Origin of the sequence: Selenomonas sp. oral taxon 920 (assembly GCF_001717585.1) — a bacterium.
Classification (GTDB): Bacteria; Bacillota; Negativicutes; order Selenomonadales; family Selenomonadaceae; genus Centipeda.
The window spans coordinates 325,564-342,500 of record NZ_CP017042.1 but is presented as its reverse complement, the minus strand read 5'-3'; the positions used below and the strand labels follow the sequence as shown (position 1 = coordinate 342,500).

At 54.5% G+C, this 16,937-nt stretch carries 18 protein-coding genes, 1 tRNA gene and 1 other RNA gene; 10 read left to right on the top strand and 10 right to left on the bottom strand.

Annotation, left to right across the window (positions count from 1 at the left end):
* Nucleotides 1-82 precede the first annotated feature (82 nt).
* From dnaX to BCS37_RS01505, 4 genes are all read right to left on the bottom strand, one after another.
* Nucleotides 83-1,924: a DNA polymerase III subunit gamma/tau gene (gene dnaX / locus BCS37_RS01520; protein ID WP_069179825.1), complete on the bottom strand. Its 1,842-nt coding sequence runs from the start codon at nucleotides 1,922-1,924 to the stop codon at nucleotides 83-85.
* A 76-nt stretch (nucleotides 1,925-2,000) separates the two neighbouring features.
* Nucleotides 2,001-2,100, bottom strand: an RNA gene (gene ffs / locus BCS37_RS01515) — signal recognition particle sRNA small type.
* A 33-nt stretch (nucleotides 2,101-2,133) separates the two neighbouring features.
* Nucleotides 2,134-2,224 (bottom strand) — tRNA-Ser (locus BCS37_RS01510).
* A 132-nt stretch (nucleotides 2,225-2,356) separates the two neighbouring features.
* Entirely contained in the window at nucleotides 2,357-3,790 is a 1,434-nt protein-coding gene (locus tag BCS37_RS01505; protein ID WP_069179824.1) for an alanine/glycine:cation symporter family protein, read from the bottom strand.
* 195 nt (nucleotides 3,791-3,985) lie between these two features.
* Between BCS37_RS01505 and pyk the strand changes: the two genes are divergently transcribed.
* Both pyk and BCS37_RS01495 read left to right on the top strand, forming a co-directional pair.
* Nucleotides 3,986-5,401 carry a pyruvate kinase gene (gene pyk, locus BCS37_RS01500; RefSeq protein WP_069179823.1) on the top strand — a complete coding sequence of 472 codons (1,416 nt, stop codon included), beginning with the start codon at nucleotides 3,986-3,988 and terminating at the stop codon, nucleotides 5,399-5,401.
* Between the two features lie 90 nt (nucleotides 5,402-5,491).
* Nucleotides 5,492-5,863, top strand: coding sequence for a RidA family protein (locus BCS37_RS01495; protein WP_069179822.1), 372 nt, complete (start codon nucleotides 5,492-5,494; stop codon nucleotides 5,861-5,863).
* Between the two features lie 73 nt (nucleotides 5,864-5,936).
* Here the strand turns inward: BCS37_RS01495 and aroF are convergent, their stop codons facing one another.
* Entirely contained in the window at nucleotides 5,937-6,971 is a 1,035-nt protein-coding gene (aroF, locus tag BCS37_RS01490; RefSeq protein WP_069179821.1) for a 3-deoxy-7-phosphoheptulonate synthase, read from the bottom strand.
* Nucleotides 6,972-6,985: 14 nt separating this feature from the next.
* Entirely contained in the window at nucleotides 6,986-7,843 is an 858-nt protein-coding gene (gene pheA, locus BCS37_RS01485) for a prephenate dehydratase (protein WP_069179820.1), read from the bottom strand.
* Nucleotides 7,844-7,994: 151 nt separating this feature from the next.
* Between pheA and BCS37_RS01480 the strand changes: the two genes are divergently transcribed.
* From BCS37_RS01480 to BCS37_RS01470, 3 genes are read left to right on the top strand one after another with little or no spacing between them, the layout of a single operon-like run.
* Nucleotides 7,995-8,567 (top strand): HD domain-containing protein, encoded by a 573-nt coding sequence (locus tag BCS37_RS01480; protein ID WP_069179819.1) that lies wholly within the window; start codon nucleotides 7,995-7,997, stop codon nucleotides 8,565-8,567.
* Between the two features lie 2 nt (nucleotides 8,568-8,569).
* Complete coding sequence (locus BCS37_RS01475) at nucleotides 8,570-9,346, top strand: class I SAM-dependent methyltransferase (protein ID WP_069179818.1); 777 nt, start codon at nucleotides 8,570-8,572, stop codon at nucleotides 9,344-9,346.
* The gene (locus BCS37_RS01470; protein ID WP_069179817.1) at nucleotides 9,333-10,634 is read left to right on the top strand and encodes a glucosaminidase domain-containing protein; all 1,302 of its coding nucleotides are present in this window, start codon (nucleotides 9,333-9,335) and stop codon (nucleotides 10,632-10,634) included. The genes BCS37_RS01475 and BCS37_RS01470 overlap by 14 nt, the downstream gene beginning before the upstream one ends.
* A 194-nt stretch (nucleotides 10,635-10,828) precedes the next feature.
* Here BCS37_RS01470 and BCS37_RS01465 read toward each other — a convergent pair whose 3' ends face one another.
* On the bottom strand, nucleotides 10,829-11,137 hold the full coding sequence (locus BCS37_RS01465; RefSeq protein WP_069179816.1) for a hypothetical protein: 309 nt from the start codon (nucleotides 11,135-11,137) through the stop codon (nucleotides 10,829-10,831).
* A gap of 885 nt (nucleotides 11,138-12,022) precedes the next feature.
* Here BCS37_RS01465 and BCS37_RS01455 point away from each other — a divergent pair.
* The 5 genes from BCS37_RS01455 (at nucleotide 12,023) to BCS37_RS12185 (ending at nucleotide 14,502) form a co-directional block, all read left to right on the top strand.
* Nucleotides 12,023-12,667 carry a hypothetical protein gene (locus BCS37_RS01455; protein WP_069179814.1) on the top strand — a complete coding sequence of 215 codons (645 nt, stop codon included), beginning with the start codon at nucleotides 12,023-12,025 and terminating at the stop codon, nucleotides 12,665-12,667.
* Nucleotides 12,668-13,216: 549 nt separating this feature from the next.
* On the top strand, nucleotides 13,217-13,684 hold the full coding sequence (locus BCS37_RS11970) for a colicin E5-related ribonuclease (RefSeq protein WP_159057704.1): 468 nt from the start codon (nucleotides 13,217-13,219) through the stop codon (nucleotides 13,682-13,684).
* Nucleotides 13,685-13,706: 22 nt separating this feature from the next.
* A complete protein-coding gene (locus BCS37_RS01450) occupies nucleotides 13,707-13,994 on the top strand; it encodes a hypothetical protein (protein ID WP_069179813.1) in 288 nt (95 codons plus the stop codon).
* 51 nt (nucleotides 13,995-14,045) lie between these two features.
* On the top strand, nucleotides 14,046-14,243 hold the full coding sequence (locus BCS37_RS12190; RefSeq protein ID WP_237142725.1) for a ShlB/FhaC/HecB family hemolysin secretion/activation protein: 198 nt from the start codon (nucleotides 14,046-14,048) through the stop codon (nucleotides 14,241-14,243).
* Between the two features lie 25 nt (nucleotides 14,244-14,268).
* Nucleotides 14,269-14,502: a hypothetical protein gene (locus BCS37_RS12185; RefSeq protein WP_237142739.1), complete on the top strand. Its 234-nt coding sequence runs from the start codon at nucleotides 14,269-14,271 to the stop codon at nucleotides 14,500-14,502.
* A gap of 196 nt (nucleotides 14,503-14,698) precedes the next feature.
* Here BCS37_RS12185 and BCS37_RS01440 read toward each other — a convergent pair whose 3' ends face one another.
* From BCS37_RS01440 to BCS37_RS01430, 3 genes are all read right to left on the bottom strand, one after another.
* Nucleotides 14,699-15,625, bottom strand: a complete 927-nt coding sequence (locus tag BCS37_RS01440) for a hypothetical protein (protein WP_069179811.1) — start codon at nucleotides 15,623-15,625, stop codon at nucleotides 14,699-14,701.
* A gap of 175 nt (nucleotides 15,626-15,800) precedes the next feature.
* Nucleotides 15,801-16,235, bottom strand: coding sequence for a flavodoxin (locus tag BCS37_RS01435; RefSeq protein ID WP_069179810.1), 435 nt, complete (start codon nucleotides 16,233-16,235; stop codon nucleotides 15,801-15,803).
* A 99-nt stretch (nucleotides 16,236-16,334) separates the two neighbouring features.
* A complete protein-coding gene (locus BCS37_RS01430) occupies nucleotides 16,335-16,901 on the bottom strand; it encodes a DUF3793 family protein (protein WP_069181517.1) in 567 nt (188 codons plus the stop codon).
* Between the last annotated feature and the right edge of the window lie 36 nt (nucleotides 16,902-16,937).

The following is a 16,937-nucleotide window of genomic DNA, read 5'->3' as shown; positions in this document are numbered from 1 at the left end:
AGAGAGGACGAAAAAGATACGCCAAGATGGCTGTGCCGAATTTATCAGGGCTTCCTAAGCCTAACAAAAAGCATCCGCAACGTCAAGTGTCCGCATCGGGCGGCAGTTCGTCCGTATCGAACATTTCCGCCTCCTCATCCGCCGTCGGCTCGTACACCTCGTAGGGAGCATCCTCTTCCACCGAAGGCGTGAGCGGTGCCGTTTTCGGCGCGCGGTGCTCGGCGGGCGCAGTGACCTCCTCCACGCGCGCACCGTCGCCCGCGATCTTCAACAGTTCCGCAACGGGCGCGGGATACTCCGGTGTCTTCGCCGCAGGCGGTACGGACGATGCCTCCTCGTCCTCGCCGCCCGTACAGACAACGGTGAGAGGACGCCCCGCAATCTCCGCCATAACCTCCTCAAAAACGGCGCGGTGCCGCTTCGTAATGTAGTCGCGTGCCATGTCCGTCGCGGGGCGAATAAAGAAATGTGTCTCCGTTGCCCCCTCGTAATCAGCGCCTGAAAGCAGAGAGGCAGCAAGTTTGTGCCGCTCCTTCATCCGCACCTGAAACTTCTTCCAAAGCGCACCGTCGAGGCGGCGCGGTGCGCCTGCCGCAGCCGCGCCGGGATTTTCACTCCTTGCAATGCGCTTGGGGGCTGCGCTTTTCTGCGCCAGCTGCACCGCAGCAGTCGGCGCAGCTGGCGCGGCAAGTGCTGCACCGCTGCCTGCTGCACCGGCCTTTGCCGTACCGCCAGCCGCGAGCCGCGCCGTCAGCCGCCGCACCTCCTCTTCAAGGCGCGCAATGCGTGCCGTATCTGCAGAATGCGAACCGACAGCGACCGTCTCCGATCCTCCGACCTCCGATGGACGGCAAAGACCGATCAGCATCGCCTCGACCGCAATGCGCGGCTGCAGCGAGGTGCGTATCTCCTGCATTGTTTCGTTCAATGTACGCAGAATATCCATGATTTCATCCTGCGTAAAGTGCGCTGCCGTCTCCTGCAGCTGTTCCGCCTGTCCGCCTGCAAGTTCCGCCGCACCGAGTGCGCCGCCCACACCTGCGATCATCAGGCTGCGGAAATACTGTGCAAGTTCCGCGAGGATCTGCTTCAAATCACGCCCGTTTTGCAGGAGTTCACCGAGCTGCGTGAGGAGCGGTGCCGCTGTGCGATCTGCAATCTGCAGTGCCATCTTCTCAATCCATGCGTGCCCGACAAGGCCAAGCGCCTCCTGTACGCGCTCTGCCGTAAGCGTTCCCTCCGCGAGTGCCGTGCACTGGTCAAGAATCGAGAGTGCATCGCGCATTCCGCCGTCCGCCTGCACGGCAATGATCCCAAGCGCGTCTCCCTCTGCCGCTATCTCCGATTCCCTGCAGACGTGAATCAGGCGATCGCGGATCTCCGTTACCGTAATGCGGTGGAAGTCATAGCGCTGGCAGCGCGACTGGATCGTTGCAGGCACCTTGTGCGGCTCGGTCGTCGCAAGGATGAAGAGGACGCGTTCAGGCGGTTCTTCCAGCGTTTTGAGCAGCGCATTGAAGGCCTCCGTCGTCAGCATATGCACTTCGTCGATGATGTAGATTTTATAATGTCCCGCCGTCGGCGCAAACTTCACCGACTCACGCAGGTCGCGGATCTCGTCGATGCCGCGGTTGGATGCCGCGTCAATCTCGAACACATCCATCGACGAGCCGTCACTGATGCTGCGGCAGGAGTCACAGACACCGCATGGCGTGAGCGTCGGACCCTCGGCGCAGTTCAGCGCGCGTGCGAGAATCTTTGCCGTGCTTGTCTTCCCTGTACCGCGCGGGCCCGTAAAGAGGTAGGCGTGGCTCGTCTGCCCCGTCGTCACCGCACGTGCAAGCGTGCGGCTGATGTGCTCCTGCCCCACGAGATCCGCGAACGTCTCCGGACGCCAACGGCGATAGAGTGCAACATAGGACATGAGAACCCTCCCAACGAAAAAAGCAGCCCTACAGGGCTGCACTGAATTTCACGCGATTTCTCCCACGGCAGGCCACAGTTCCCAGGCGTCCTCGCGGCACATGGAACGATCCGCTTACCGCTGCTTCCTTCCGGACCTGACGGGGTTCACAGGGCCCCATTGCGCGAGACCAAGGCACTGCAGCCCGCCCTGAGAAAAATCAATAAAAATGGCGGAGAGTGAGAGATTCGAACTCTCGGTACGGTATCACCGCACACACGCTTTCCAGGCGTGCTCCTTCAACCACTCGGACAACTCTCCACGGTATTCAAAAAAACTATTCACTTCTGCAACGCTTGCTAGTCTAGCACGACTCACGCCCCCTTGTCAAGAAAAAAGAGAGATCGCAGCGCCCAACGAGAGGCATCCGATCTCTCTTTTGCCATTCTGATATCAATGTTTCTGCGGCTTGAACTGATCCTCACCCCACGCCGTAATGCCCTTCTGGTCAGGCATGATGGAGGCATCGAATACGGGGTTCTTTCCCGCCGCTTTCTGCGCAAAATAGTCCGCAAGCGCAATGCGCGCGAGCGGTGCGAGACGCGCGATGGCATAGAGGTTTGTGAGGCAGATCATCGCCATGAAGAGGTCGGCGAGGTTCCACACGAGGCCAAAAGCCGCCACACATCCAAAGAACACCATTGCGACAACAGCGAGACGATAGACGAAGAGTGCAGGCTGCGTATTCTTTGTTATGAAGTGGATGTTGATCTCACCGTAGTAGTAGTTTCCGACGACGGAACTGAACGCAAAGAGGAAGATGAGCAGCGCGAGCAGACTGGATGCCCACGTACCAAAGACGCTTGCGAGGGAGTCCTGCGCAAGTGCGATTCCCGTAATATCACCGCCAATCGTGTACTGTCCTGTGAGGAGCACGATGAATGCCGTTGCCGAGCAGACGATCCACGTATCGACGTAGACACCGAACGCCTGCACGAGCCCCTGCTTGACCGGATGCGTAACATTCGCAGTCGCTGCTGCGTTCGGGATCGATCCCTCGCCCGCCTCGTTCGAGAAGAGTCCGCGGCGGATGCCCGTGAGGATGACCGTGCCGATACCGCCGCCAACTGCCGCCTGCGGATTGAACGCATCATGCAGGATGAGCGCGAACATCGCCGGAACCGCATCGATGTGCAGGACGACAATGGTGAGTGCGATGAGGAGATAGAGCCCTGCCATGACAGGCACGAGCACAGAGGTGAACACCGCAATGCGGTGCATTCCGCCGAAGATAACCGCACCCGCAAGCACGGCAAGCACGCCCCCCACCACCCATGTGTCAATGGCAAATGCCTTTTCCATCGAAAGTGCAATCGTATTTGCCTGCACGGAGACGTAGATCAGGCCGAACGTGACCGAGATGAGCACAGCAAAGAGTTTTGCGACCGCAGGCTGCCCGAGGGCATTCTGGATATAGTATGCCGGCCCGCCGTGAAAGAGTCCGTGTCCACGCGGAACCTTGTAGATCTGAGCAAGTGTACTCTCAACAAAGCCGGTCGCCGTCCCGATAAAGGCAATGACCCACATCCAGAATACGGCACCGGGGCCTCCCGTGACGATGGCAATCGCAACGCCCGCGATGTTGCCGACACCGACGCGTGAGGCGGTACTGACGCAGAACGCCTGAAATGACGAGATCGCCTTGCGTCCGCTTGGGCGCCGTCCGAGATCCCCTGCGAGCAGGCGCACCATCTCCGGCAGCATGCGCAGCTGAACGAGTCCGGTGGAGATGGTGAACCAGAGTCCACAGCCGACCAGCACGACGATGATGATATAAGTCCACAGGAAATCATTGATCGTGCCGACCATCGAATTGAGAAAATCCATAAAACCATCCTTTTCTGAAGAGAATAGATTCCATAATAATAGAGAGGGACGCGCTTTGTCAAATTGCATTCATGTATTCTTTCATAGCTGTGGGGATTCACGGAGAATTCTGCAGCCGATTCTTTACTTCTCACGTAAAAGAGTGTAGAATATTAACAGTTATTAAGTTTCAGGGATAAAAGGCGGGGATATCATATGCTGAAAAAGACGAAGATTATATGCACACAGGGTCCGGCGACAGATCCCGAGGGAATTGTCGACGCACTCATCGAAAATGGAATGAACTGCGCGCGCTTTAACTTCTCGCACGGCACGCACGAGGAACATCTCACACGCATCAACAAGGTGCGTGCGGCGGCGGAACGCTCGGGCAAGGTTATTTCGCTCATCCTCGACACGAAGGGCCCGGAGATGCGTCTCGGCGAGTTTGCCGAGGGCAAGGTGCAGCTCGAGAAGGGGCAGAAGTTCACGCTAACCCATGACGATACACCGGGCGATGCGACGCACGTCAGCGTCAACCACAAGAACCTCTACAACGAGGTAAAGCCGGGCGACACGCTGCTCCTCTCGGACGGTCTCGTCGGACTTGTCGTCGATGAGATTCGCGGCAAGGACATCGTGACAACCGTGCAGAACTCAGGGCCGATGTCCACGCGTAAGCGCGTGGCGGCGCCGGGTGTCGAGCTGGGGCTGCCCGCGATCTCCGAGCAGGACGAGCGCGACATCATCTTCGGCATTCAGAACGATATGGACTTCGTAGCGGCCTCCTTCATCCAGCGTCCGGCAGACGTGGAGGAGATCCGGCATCTGATCGCGAAGCACGGCGGTCACATGGAGATCATCCCGAAGATCGAGAACCTCGCAGGCGTCAACAACTTTGACGAGATTCTCGCGGTCTCGGACGGCATCATGGTCGCACGCGGTGACCTCGGTGTCGAGGTGCCGGCAGAGGACGTGCCCGTCATCCAGAAGGAGATCATCCGCAAGTGCAACGCGGTAGGCAAGCCTGTCATCGTCGCAACGCAGATGCTCGAATCCATGACAACGAATCCGCGCCCAACGCGTGCAGAGGTCTCGGATGTCGGCAACGCGATCTTCGACGGCGCGGACGCAATCATGCTCTCGGGCGAGACAGCAAGCGGCGACTACCCTGTCGAGGCAGTCAAGACGATGAGCACGATTGCCCTGCGCATGGAGCAGTCGCTCGAGTACGACACGATCATCCGTGCGCGCAGCATTCGCGAGCGTTCCTCCGTGACCGATGCCGTCTCGCACGCAACGGTACAGCTCGCCTATGAGACGAGTGCCGCCGCGATCCTCACGCCGACCCAGTCCGGCTACACGACACGCGTTGTGTCGAAGTATCGCCCGAAGGCGATGATCGTCGCCTACGCACCAAGCCCGATGATTGCGCGTCACATCAACCTGCGCTGGGGTGTCTACCCCATGCAGGGACGCAAGTGGACGAGCGTCGAGGACATGATCGAGTCCTGCACGCGCGGCGCACTCTCGCACGGCTACGTCAAGGAGGGCGACAAGGTCATCATGGTCGCGGGCATGACCTACAACGAGGGCGGCTCCGTCGCCGTCCGCGTCACGACGATCCAGTAAGCACATTTGGCAAATGACGAAAGGAAGCCGCTTGTATCCGAAACGGCTTCCTTTTTTGAACAAAGATGTCCAAGATGAAAGGAAACTATGATGGAAGTCATTCACAGCGACAACGCACCCGCAGCCCTCGGCCCCTACAGTCAGGCAATGCGCGTCGGCAACCTCGTCTACGCCTCGGGTCAGATCGGCATCGACCCCTCTGCGGGCAAGATCACCTCGGATACCGTCGAGGGACAGGCGGCGCAGGTCTGTGCGAACCTCAGAGCTGTCCTCGCCGCCGCCGGCACCGACCTCACGCGCGTCGTCAAGACCACTTGCTTCCTCGCGGACATGGCGGACTTTGCCGCATTCAACGATGTCTATGCACGCCACTTCACGAGCAAACCCGCCCGCTCCTGCGTTGCGGCAAAGGCTCTGCCCGCAGGCGCCCTCTGCGAGATCGAAGTGATTGCCGAGGTGTGAGGCGATATCTCGCACAAGACATAAACAACGGGACGATTCGTGTGAATCGTCCCGTTGTTTATATCTGTCTGCTTTACTCCATCACCATCGGCTCGATCGCCTCATCCCGCATGAAGCGGCCGAGTTTCTGCACGCTCGTCATGAGGTCATGATAGTTTTCCGGCGTGAGCGACTGCGGACCGTCGGACAGCGCACGCGCGGGGTTCGGATGCACCTCGATGATGAGGCCGTCCGCACCGGCTGCAATGGCGGCAAGGGACATCGGCTTGATCATGCGCCACTTGCCCGTGCCGTGGCTCGGATCGGCGATGATCGGCAGATGCGAGAGATGTTTGACTGCCGCAATCGCACTGATGTCGAACGTGTTGCGCGTGTATGTCTCATAGGTGCGGATGCCGCGCTCGCAGAGGATCACGTTCGGATTCCCCTCGTTCATGATGTACTCGGCGGCGTTCAGCCACTCGTCAATGGTCGCGGCAAGACCGCGTTTGAGCATAACAGGCTTGCCCGCACGCCCGACAGCCTTCAAAAGGCCGAAGTTCTGCATATTACGCGCACCGATCTGAAGGATATCCGCATAGGCAGCCACTCTGTCGACCGCCTCAACCACGGTCACCTCGGTCACCACAGCGAGCCCCGTCTTTTCCCGTGCCTCCGCGAGATATTTCAGCCCCTCTTCCTCGAGTCCCTGAAATGCATACGGCGAGGTGCGCGGCTTGTACGCGCCGCCGCGGATGAACTGTGCGCCGCCCGCCTTCACGAGTTCCGCCGTCTCCATGAGCTGCTCACGCGACTCGACTGCACAGGGGCCTGCCATGACAACAGGCGTACCGTCACCGATCTTCACCCCGCGAATATCGATCACCGTCGGCGCAGGATGGAACTCACGGCTCGCGAGCTTGTAGCTCTTGGAGATGGAGACGGTGGTCTCAACACCGTGCATGGCATCAAGCGGGGTCGCGGCAAGCTTCGTCTTATCGCCAATGACGCCGACAATCTTTTGGCGCGCCCCCTCCATAACCTTTGCCTCCAACCCCTTCTCCTTGATTGCACGAATGACACCCTCAATATCAGCCTGCGTTGCATCCGAATTCATAATGACGATCATGTTATCTCTCCTTACTATTCATTGTGCGCCGTATGCACGGGAAACACGCCGAGAACCTTCAGCCAGACGCTCTTCTCTGCGACAGCATTGATGGAGTCGCGTACGGCATCCGCATCGCCGTGCGCATCGAGATCGAAAAAGAACATATACGCGCCAAGCTCCGTCCGCGCTGGACGCGACTCTATCCGCGTGAGATTCACGCAGCGCCGTGCAAACTCACCGAGCACATCGTAAAGCGCCCCCGCGCGTGCACCGTCGATCTGGCAGACGAGGAGGACGGTGTCATTCTCCTCCGCGGGCGGTGCGGCCGTACCGTCGCGCACGACCTCGAAGAAACGCGTACAGTTCGAACCGCGATCCTCGATCCTGCCTGCGATTTCGACCAGCCCATTCAGCTCTCCTGCACGCCTCGTACAGATTGCTGCCCAGCCCGCATCGAGGGATGCCGTACCGACAATCTCAGCCGCACGTGCCGTGCTCGCAGTCTGGATGATTTCTGCATGCGGACAATGCCTCAGGAGGAAGTCACGGCACTGCGCGATGGGCTGCGCGTGTGAATAGACCGCGCGGATATCTCCGTCTGTACGCCGCCCCATCAGATAATTATGCACGGGCCAGATGACCTCACGGCGGACGCTCAGAATGTCCGATCGTGCGAGCGTATCGAGCGTCACGGCAATCGCGCCCTCGAGCGAGTTCTCAACAGGCACGAATGCGGCATCCACCGCCCCCGTCTCCACCGCATGCAGACATTCGCCGATATCGCTGAAGCAGACAATCGCACAGTCGAGTCTCTGCCACTCCACGAGATAGAGCGCCGCCGCCTCGCTGTGCGTCCCCACAGGGCCAAGTACGCCCATTTTCTGTCCCACACGCATTCCTCCCTACGGACATCTACTATACTATATGCGCGTCGTGTTGACAAGGGCGACGAAAAACACTTTCATTTCATACTCATTTCCTCTCCACATCCGTCTGTGCTATAATAGATATAATTTCTCAGACGAATGAAAAGGAGCATCTATGTCCCCCAAAGAATATCTCGCCGTCATCCACTGCATCGCAGGACTCAAAGAGCGTACGCGCCACGCGTGGATGAAGTCGGGACGGCAGGAGAGCGTGGCGGAGCACAGCTGGCGGATGGCGCTGATGGCATACTTCCTGCACGATGCATTCCCCGCCGCCGACCTCACGCGTGTCCTCCTCATGGCGCTCCTGCACGATATGGGTGAGGTCTTTACGGGCGACATCCCGACATTTGAAAAGACGGACATCGACCGTACGTATGAGCATCACCTGCGTGACGAATGGATCGATTCGCTCCCTGCCCCCTATGCGACAGAGGTGCGCCGCCTCTTCGCCGAAATGGATGCGATGGAGACCGAGGAAGCGAAAATCATCAAGGCACTCGACCGCATGGAGGCGGTGATCACCCACAACGAGGGAGATCCCTGCACATGGCTGCCGCTCGAATATGATCTGCAGCACACGTACGGTGTAAAGGAGGCAGCATTCTCCCCCATACTCAAAAACCTGCGCGCAGAAGTCAACACCGAAGTGGATGAAGTGATCGCATCTCTGGCGAAGGAGGAATGACCATGAAGACAAACTACGGCAACTGGATCTCCACGCCGATGATGAAAACCCTCGCAGCAATCGCGTGCGTACTCTACGTACTCACCGCGCTCTATGCCTTCATCTATGACCGTGTGACTGCGCCCTTCTTCATCCTCGCCATTCTCTCCTTTGCTGCGACATTTGTCGTCCTCTATATGTACTACTGCCGCTGCGTCTTCTCCTTCGAGGGCGGCGGTCTCATGCGGCGCATCCACACCTATCTGCTCGATCAGCTGCCGTGGGACGGTCTCGGCAGAGTACTCGAGGTCGGCTGCGGCTCGGGCGCACTCAGCATTGCCGCAGCAAAGCACTTCCCACTCGCCGAGGTGCAGGGCATCGACTACTGGCCACCGATGTGGAATTACGGACAGGCGCAGTGCGAGGCGAACGCCGCCATCGAGGGCGTCGCGGAGCGCTGCACATTTCAGCACGGGGATGCGGCGAAGCTCGACTTCCCCGACAACCATTTCGACGCTGTTGTCAGCAACTTCGTCTTTCATGAAGTACGCACGCAGAAGGATAAATTCATGCTCGTCGAGGAGGCCCTGCGTGTCCTGAAAAAGGGCGGTGCATTCGCCCTGCACGACACCTTCGGGAACAAGGATATGTACGGCAACATGGATGAATTCGTCGCCTATCTCAAAGAGCATGGCATTGCCGATGTATCCTACCTCCCAAATACCGAGCGAAACATCCCCATGCCCGCACCCGTCCGTTTTATGCTGCGCGGCATTGGAATGCTTTATGGAACAAAGTAACGAAAGGAAGAGATCCGTGTCTTTGCGAAATACCGCTGCTGCGTGCGCCGCAGCCATCCTCCTCTGTGTCCCCTCACTCACAGGAGCTGCAGAAACAACCGTGCCCATCCCGCGTCCTGCATTTCCCTCCTCCATACCGCAGCATATGACAGTAGATGCAAAGCTCGCCGCAGCACTTCCTTTTATCTCGCCCGCCGCAGATTCTGACATCCTTCAACTGCCCGTTCCCGCGTCTGCCTCGGTCACAATCGCAGGAGAGGCAACGGCAACCGAGGAGCAGATGCTCGCCTACCTCCTGCGCCGCAACCCGAAACCGAAGCTCACGGGTACGCCAGAGGAGCTCGTCCACACCTACTACGAGGAGGCGGAGCACGAGGGCGTGCGTCCCGATCTCGCACTCGCACAAGCGTTCAAGGAAACAGGTTTCTTTGTATACGGCGGCGATGTTGACTGGAGACAAAATAATTTCTGCGGGCTTGGTGCCACCGGAAACGGCGCGAAGGGGCTCTCCTTCCCCGACATCCGTACGGGCGCACGCGCCCACATTCAGCACCTCCTCGCATACAGCCGCAAAGAACGTCCGACGAAACCAATCGTCGACCCACGCTATGACCTCATCCGCACAAACCGCCCCGATATCTACGGACGGCTCACGCGCTGGACAGACCTCAACGGCGTCTGGGCAGTCCCCGGCAAGAACTACGGACAGGAGATCATCGTCATCCGCGACCGCGCACGGCAGCCCGATGGCTCCGATGCATCTCTGCACGCTGCGAACGCACACATCATGCAGGCAGGCGATGCTGAGGGCTACATCTATCGCGGGCTCGTCTATCTGCATCGCAGTGCCTACGTCGAGGCGCTTGCCGACTTCACCGCCGCACAGAAGCGCAACACAAAACGTACCGAGCCCTACCTCGGCATCGCGCTCGCCCATGCAGGCGCAGGAAATATCAAAGAGGCGCGGCGTGCCTACGAAGTCTATCTGAAAATCGCCCCCGACGATGCCGCCGCCCTCCATAATTACGGTCTGGTTCTCCTCGCAGAGAACAATCCCGCAAAGGCAGCTGCAGCTCTGCGCGATGCCATCCGCCGCGCGCCAACAAATGCAAACAGCTACAGTGCACTCGCCGTCGCCCTCATCCGTACAAAGGACTACACAGGCGCATGGAACACTCTCGCGGACGGTGCAGCCATCGCCCCCGCAAACACGGACATCCTCATCAACCAGATCCTTATGCAGGCGTGCCTCAAAGATGTGGGCGACAAGAAACACAAGAAAAAATAAAGGAATCACTGATAAAATGAAGCTCCTCAGATTTGTGCAGGTTTTTTCCGAACAAGAATACAAAACGGACGCATAGGATGAAGTTCGGGCGTAAAAGATGCCCAAAGACAGTGCGGATGAATTTATCAGTGCTTCCTAAACGGAGTCTGTGAAAAAAAGTCTGTAAATCAGGTCTTCTAAGATGTGTACAAGTGTTAATCAGGCAATCTGTTCGGATACATGATCGCCAGTTCGCCTCGGATTTTCCCCAGTTCTTTATCTGCCTTCAGTAGCGTTGCAGATACCTGGTTGATAGGATCAGCAGGAGTGTTCGTTGAAGCAACAATTGTGACTAACATTATTATTGTTGAAACAGCAAGTGATAAAGAAAACCGGAAAGAGAACCCATGAAATATGCTATTTATCTTTATTTCCTTTGGGCAGCCGGAAAAATGGCATATTTCTATTACTACAAGAAATTTGAAAGAAAATACCGTTATCGGAAATGGTATGTATTCAGCCATTGGTTTTCCTGCTTCATGCTTTCCGTTTCATGCTTCTGTATGGCGCTGGTTTTCGAGGCTTGGTAGGAAGGGATCGAGCGTACAAAATTCCTTTGGATGGGGCCTGCGATATTCACCTTTATATTGGGAGCAGTTTTCTTCTTTGAGGCAAAAATTGTCTTAGAGGAAGAAAAGTTTCGCCGTGAAGAACAGCCCTTGGAAGAATTGTCTTATTATCGCGATAGATACTGGATACGGCTTAGAAGTATATTGGCTTTATTGAGTGCTATTTTTATGGGTGGAGGTGTGTTCTTTACGTTAGGTATCCCGTAATCAGTATAGGGATATACAAGTAACGGAGACAAACGTCACCATCACCGAGAACAAATTCAGCTCTGCAAGCATCAGCTGAAAAAATAAATTTCATCATCCCAAATGAATGGGGACAATATTTATATCGTATTCTTTCCCCATAAGGGATATGGTCGATGGCACATAGGAGCTTGATGATCTTTATCTTCAGGCATGGCAAGATATAAAGGGTGAAATCGTTGATTTATTTGATTCTAGGTGTTTTTCAAACCAAGATTTTTTCTCATTACTCAGGTCAGATATGTACTATATCGTATCTGGTAAATTCAGTTTAAAATCGCCCCACGAAAACAGAAAGGATAATCTGAATGCACCTTATTTAGAAGTCATTGTAACAGACAGCGTATATATAGATATCTCTTCTGTTGATGACAAGATATTATTCGCCTTGTATACGAATGCCGTGAAACAAGGATATGAGGATATTGAAACAGATGAGGAATTCCATTAATTATAGAAAACCGAGCGAATTTACAGCCCTTACTATGGACAGCAGAAATTCAAGGAACTGTTTCCTTGTCGGAGGATTGACCTATGGTGATAGATCGTATCAAAAAGATAGTTCTCCGCGGAGGCAAGCTGTGCGGCGCTTTATTAAGTGTATGGATCCTTTATCAGGTTCTATTCGGATTTAAATATTGGCTGAATACATGGTTTGCTCCAATTAATTCACCATTTGCTTTTGAAGGATACATAGAGGCCTTTGATAAAAGCCAAATAGTTGTTTATCGTAAAGATAAACATTCTGAATTATGGGACATGCATTTGGAGGAATGGACAAGGTATGGCGGAGCGAGTAAAGTACGTGTCCTTGACGAAGAAGTCTACACATGGGAAAAGGATATGGGGTTGTTCTATGAGGAAAACAAGTTTTATGTGTATGGAAGCGTGGGGTTCTATATAATCCAATCTGAGCCGTTTCATGTTACGCTCCTGATTAATCCGGAGGTCGATCTAACCTCTCCGGACTACAAATATTTATCAAAAGCACTGGCAAAATATAGTGACGATGAATTAACCATTCTTCACAGTGAAACAGAGTTGGAGGAGAGAGATCTCCTCTTTTACGAACGAATCTTGGCATATCCCGTAATGTTGCACCAATTTGCTCATCCTCTGCCGTTGAAAAGGGAAGGCACGATTGATTATCGAAAACTGTTGTTATATTATTTTGATTAGACATGACCTAGCAGACTAAAAGGATTCCCTTGCATCCCCCACAAAAGGCGATGCAGACAGCACCACAAAAACTGCCGTCGCACTGGGAATCATCGACATCCGTGAGAATCCGATACAGGACATCTCTGCCCTCAGCAGAGATACTGCAAACGCACTCAACGAAAGAGGAGTATCAGGAAAAAAACAAAGCACAGGAAGAAAATGAACAAGCAGAAAGAGAAGCACTTATAAGAGAGGGAAAATCCTCCGATGAAATTGCCGATTTCTTCAACAATAAGCGCTACCCAAATCATGTTACGCTTAACGGGGATGCGTATTATCGTCTGGGAGAAACAATTATCCGCCCTTATCCGACACGTCAGTTTTGGGACTTTGCAGCCGAAATAGCCTACTCAACCGACGAAAATATGTCGTTCGGCGTTATGAGAGCGTTATATAGAGGCATAACAGGACATTCCCCTTATTCCGCTAACACAAACGCTTATCATTTGGGCAGATTGACAGGCGACATTGCCTCCATGTATCGAAATCGCTTTTGGTATGGGAACAATGGGCGGAGGAATCGCTGCAGGAGCTACTGGTGTAGGTGCAGTAACAACGCCAGCACTTACAGCAGCTGGAGCAGCGGCAATAGCTCATGGTGGAACAAGTATTGTTCGAGCAAGGCAAAATCTTGCAGATGATTTCTCAAAATTTAATGCAAGTACGTCTGGAAACGAACCTACCATAAACAATATTCAATCAAAATTTAGTGGTCTTGGCATAAAAGATGAACGCTATATCAAGAAAAGGGGATGGAGTATTGATTCTATAAAAGATGTTATTAAACGTCCCCATACAACTAGAAAAGCGTTTAATAAATCAACAGGAAATCAGGCTACAGTCTATTATAATAAACAAGGAGATTATGTAGTAATAGACGACACAACTAAAGAGCTAATACAAACTAGTAAGTATGGCGATAAAAATTGGATTCCAGACAGTACAATCCAAAATCTCTATAAGCCGCATGATTAAGGTATAAATATGGAGGTTTTTTATGATTAAGCTCTTGGAAGAAAAATACCAGAAGAAAATTATCATCTACGATGGCATGTATCTATTTTTCAATAGTGTTGCAAAAGATTTTATTAGCACCTGCAAAAATCATAATATACATATAGATTCCCTAGATGCATTTTCTATTACAGGAAGAGGAATTCAACCCGCAATAAGCAACAGTATAACGTTTTCTAAAACAAGTAACTGTTGGGATGAAGCAATATTATTCTTATCAAAAGAGGAAAATTTAGATTTTTTATATGAGATATGGTATGCAGGATATTAATCGGAGTATAACAATTCATTATGACGATATATTCAAGAAGGTTCGTTGTAAATGGATATCCGTCTGCGGAAACGGAACTCACACAGCTTTCTAAACGATGTCGAGCTTCCCATTCAAGCGATGCATCAGACATCAATGGAGGTCGGCTTTGCGGAGCGGCTTTATCTGCAGCACAATACGCTTTATTTCCGTCTGGCACACCGTTTTGGTCGCGGAATGGTTGGAGGCACAGAAAGAGAAGCCCTATGATGACGCTCCAAAGACACTCTATCGGATGTGGCTGCTCGATGTGGACTTTGTGCATCCGTTCGAGTTCAGTCATTGGCCCGCAACATTTACAACATCCTTTCACGGACAGTATACGATGATGGGCGCAACAGTTGGACTCCGTGGCTCGATTGATACCGTCTCCTATGATGTCTTTGCGGGGGCGATGCCCATAAGAAAACCCGAGGGATTCCACACATCGGATGTGACGAGCGGATTCTCCCTCGGGGTAAAGTTCTAAATAAGTCTGGTAGAGGGGCATCGCCCCTCTTTTATTGTTTTATCAACATAAAGTTTAAGCTATATCTGCTCATCTAGGGTGTCAAAATCAAAACTTACGAAAATGCTCGTGAAACCAGTTCCCGTATAGCTTCTGTTTCATATAAACACAAAAAGAGTTCCTGCCGCAGCAGGAACTCCAGTGTATCGTATGTAACTCAGCTCTCGATCAGCTTCAAGAGACCCGGCTGCTCGATGTGCCACTTATCCTTGCGCAGGGAGAAGAGGGCAGGCATATCGACGACGAGTTTATCGTAGCTCTTGCCCGTCTCATACCGCGTGGCGAAGGTCTCCTTCATCCCCGCCTCATCGTGCATCTTCTGATCGTAGGGGAACATGGGGCTCGGGATAACAGCGAAGTCATTCGGCTGACCGGGGATGTCATACGCCCAGAACGTCGCCTCGTTGATATCCTCAACGCTCTCGAACTTCGGCATGGTCTTCCCGTTCTCCGTCGCCGCATGATCCGAGCAGATGAGGAGGTGCAGCGCATACTTCTCGATGAGCGGTTGACAGAGCTCCGCTCCTCGCTCGGGTGAGAAGGTCTCACGCAGCGCATGATAGTCGTCCAAGAGATCCTGCCAGATCGGCTTGCTCTCAAGCAGGGCATCGAGGTCGATCTCATCTTCCTCCGGCTCAGGTTCCGGTGCAGGCGCAGGCTCCGGTTCAGGTTCCGGCTCTGGTTCAGGCACGGGCGGGGGAGGTGCCGCTGCCGGGAGCAATCTCAGCTCCTCCATATCTGCGGCGAGCTGCTTCGCCTGTTCCTCAAGCGCCTGAAGGCGCGCATCAAATCCCTGTACCTGCTCTTTTAGTCCGGCAACTTGGATCGCCGTCTGGCTGTCCTTTGCAACAGATGCCTGAATTTCCGCCGAAAGACGCTCTGCCTCTGTGCGCAGCCACGAAACATGTCCCTCGATGACATCAACCGTACCGCCCGTCTGCCGCCATGCATAGTGCGTCGCAACACCGGCAATCGCAACACTCGCCACGACGAGGACGAAGGAAAGCAACGTCATCACATCTGCCATCATGGGGTGAATGAACCCCACCGCCTGTGCGGCGCTTGCCGCTGCCTCAGTTTCCATCGATCATCAACCCTTTCCACCCTCTCTGCTCGTAAGGAATTACGTTAAACACATATCCTTATAAATTCTCTGTCCCATCCCTAAAATCCTGCTAAAGAACTGCCCCACAGACAGAAAAAGAGCCGCCCCGCGCGAAGCGACTCTTTCGTTTGAAATCAGGCTGCCACGTAATGAATCAGCACGCGCCGACGAGTGCAGCACCGAGGTTCTTGCTGCCCTCGATCCCCTCATCATCCGGCTCATTCTCGACAATGAAGGTATCCACGAGCTTTGCGCCCGCGTCCTTCGTACGCTCGGACCACGTCTCCATCCATGCGCCGGCGCCCCAGCCCCACGAGCCGAAGAGCACGACCGGCTTGCCGGAGAGTTTGCCGCTTTCGACCGCCTCTGCGAAGAACGGCTCATACGAGCCCTCCTCCAGCTCCTCAGCGCCCATCGAGGGACAGCCGAGTGCGAGCCCGTCATAGCCGTCGATCTGATCCACGGAGAAGCTGTCTACCTCGAAGCACTCAACGTCAGCGCCCGCACCCTGCGCCCCCTCGACGACAGCCTCTGCCATCTTCTGCGTATTGCCCGTGCCGGACCAGTACACAACCGCTACCTTTGCCATATGAAATCCTCCTCACAGAATCCCGAGAGATGCAGGAGACGGATAAATTCAGCACCGATTGGGCGGGCTTCATTTTATCAGCGATTCCATTCTCTCTCTTTATACTGCCTGCACCAACTCGGCAAGGGGGCGTCCCGCCTCCAGCCGCGTACAGAACTCCTGAGTACAGGCCGAGTACTGCTCAAAGAGAGCACGTGCCTCCGCCTCGTTCGTGTAGACCTTCCAGTATCCGCTGCAGACAAAGTCCTGTCCCCGCCGTGTGATGAACCCGCGCACATCCTCCGGCGGATAGCCGAGGAAGAGCCCGATCTCAGGCGGAAGTGTCTTGCGCACGCGCATGCGCAGACGCAGGAACTCGAGCCGCTCCTCCATGCTCTCTGCGATGCGGTAGCCTGCCTCGCACAGGATCTCCTGTGCCTGAGGCGATTCAAGTGCACGCGCGACAAGCTCCGCCCGATAGAAGAGAATGAGAACGTACTCCGCGCCCTCCGCTACGCTGAACATCGAGATCCCCTTGCAGGAAAAGCAAGGTTCATAGGCCGCGAGCAGCGCATCAAAATCCTGAAAACGGCTCTTTTGGAACGACAGCAGGCTTCCCGCCGTCAGACCCGCCAGCAGGGGTGCAGCATGATAGCCGAGCAAATGCTCAAAATCTGGACAACGCATGGTAATATCCCCCTCCGCGCTGAGGCGCAACAAGCA

Bases quoted from the DNA above. Each gene is read 5' to 3' on its own strand.
- dnaX (WP_069179825.1), bottom strand. From the start codon at position 1,924: ATGTCCTATGTTGCACTCTATCGCCGTTGGCGTCCGGAGACGTTCGCG.
- BCS37_RS01505 (WP_069179824.1), bottom strand. From the start codon at position 3,790: ATGGATTTTCTCAATTCGATGGTCGGCACGATCAATGATTTCCTGTGG.
- pyk (WP_069179823.1), top strand. From the start codon at position 3,986: ATGCTGAAAAAGACGAAGATTATATGCACACAGGGTCCGGCGACAGAT.
- BCS37_RS01495 (WP_069179822.1), top strand. From the start codon at position 5,492: ATGGAAGTCATTCACAGCGACAACGCACCCGCAGCCCTCGGCCCCTAC.
- aroF (WP_069179821.1), bottom strand. From the start codon at position 6,971: ATGATCGTCATTATGAATTCGGATGCAACGCAGGCTGATATTGAGGGT.
- BCS37_RS01480 (WP_069179819.1), top strand. From the start codon at position 7,995: ATGTCCCCCAAAGAATATCTCGCCGTCATCCACTGCATCGCAGGACTC.
- BCS37_RS01475 (WP_069179818.1), top strand. From the start codon at position 8,570: ATGAAGACAAACTACGGCAACTGGATCTCCACGCCGATGATGAAAACC.
- BCS37_RS01470 (WP_069179817.1), top strand. From the start codon at position 9,333: ATGGAACAAAGTAACGAAAGGAAGAGATCCGTGTCTTTGCGAAATACC.
- BCS37_RS01465 (WP_069179816.1), bottom strand. From the start codon at position 11,137: ATGGCTGAATACATACCATTTCCGATAACGGTATTTTCTTTCAAATTT.
- BCS37_RS01455 (WP_069179814.1), top strand. From the start codon at position 12,023: ATGGTGATAGATCGTATCAAAAAGATAGTTCTCCGCGGAGGCAAGCTG.
- BCS37_RS11970 (WP_159057704.1), top strand. From the start codon at position 13,217: ATGGGCGGAGGAATCGCTGCAGGAGCTACTGGTGTAGGTGCAGTAACA.
- BCS37_RS01450 (WP_069179813.1), top strand. From the start codon at position 13,707: ATGATTAAGCTCTTGGAAGAAAAATACCAGAAGAAAATTATCATCTAC.
- BCS37_RS12190 (WP_237142725.1), top strand. From the start codon at position 14,046: ATGGATATCCGTCTGCGGAAACGGAACTCACACAGCTTTCTAAACGAT.
- BCS37_RS12185 (WP_237142739.1), top strand. From the start codon at position 14,269: ATGTGGCTGCTCGATGTGGACTTTGTGCATCCGTTCGAGTTCAGTCAT.
- BCS37_RS01440 (WP_069179811.1), bottom strand. From the start codon at position 15,625: ATGGAAACTGAGGCAGCGGCAAGCGCCGCACAGGCGGTGGGGTTCATT.
- BCS37_RS01435 (WP_069179810.1), bottom strand. From the start codon at position 16,235: ATGGCAAAGGTAGCGGTTGTGTACTGGTCCGGCACGGGCAATACGCAG.
- BCS37_RS01430 (WP_069181517.1), bottom strand. From the start codon at position 16,901: ATGCGTTGTCCAGATTTTGAGCATTTGCTCGGCTATCATGCTGCACCC.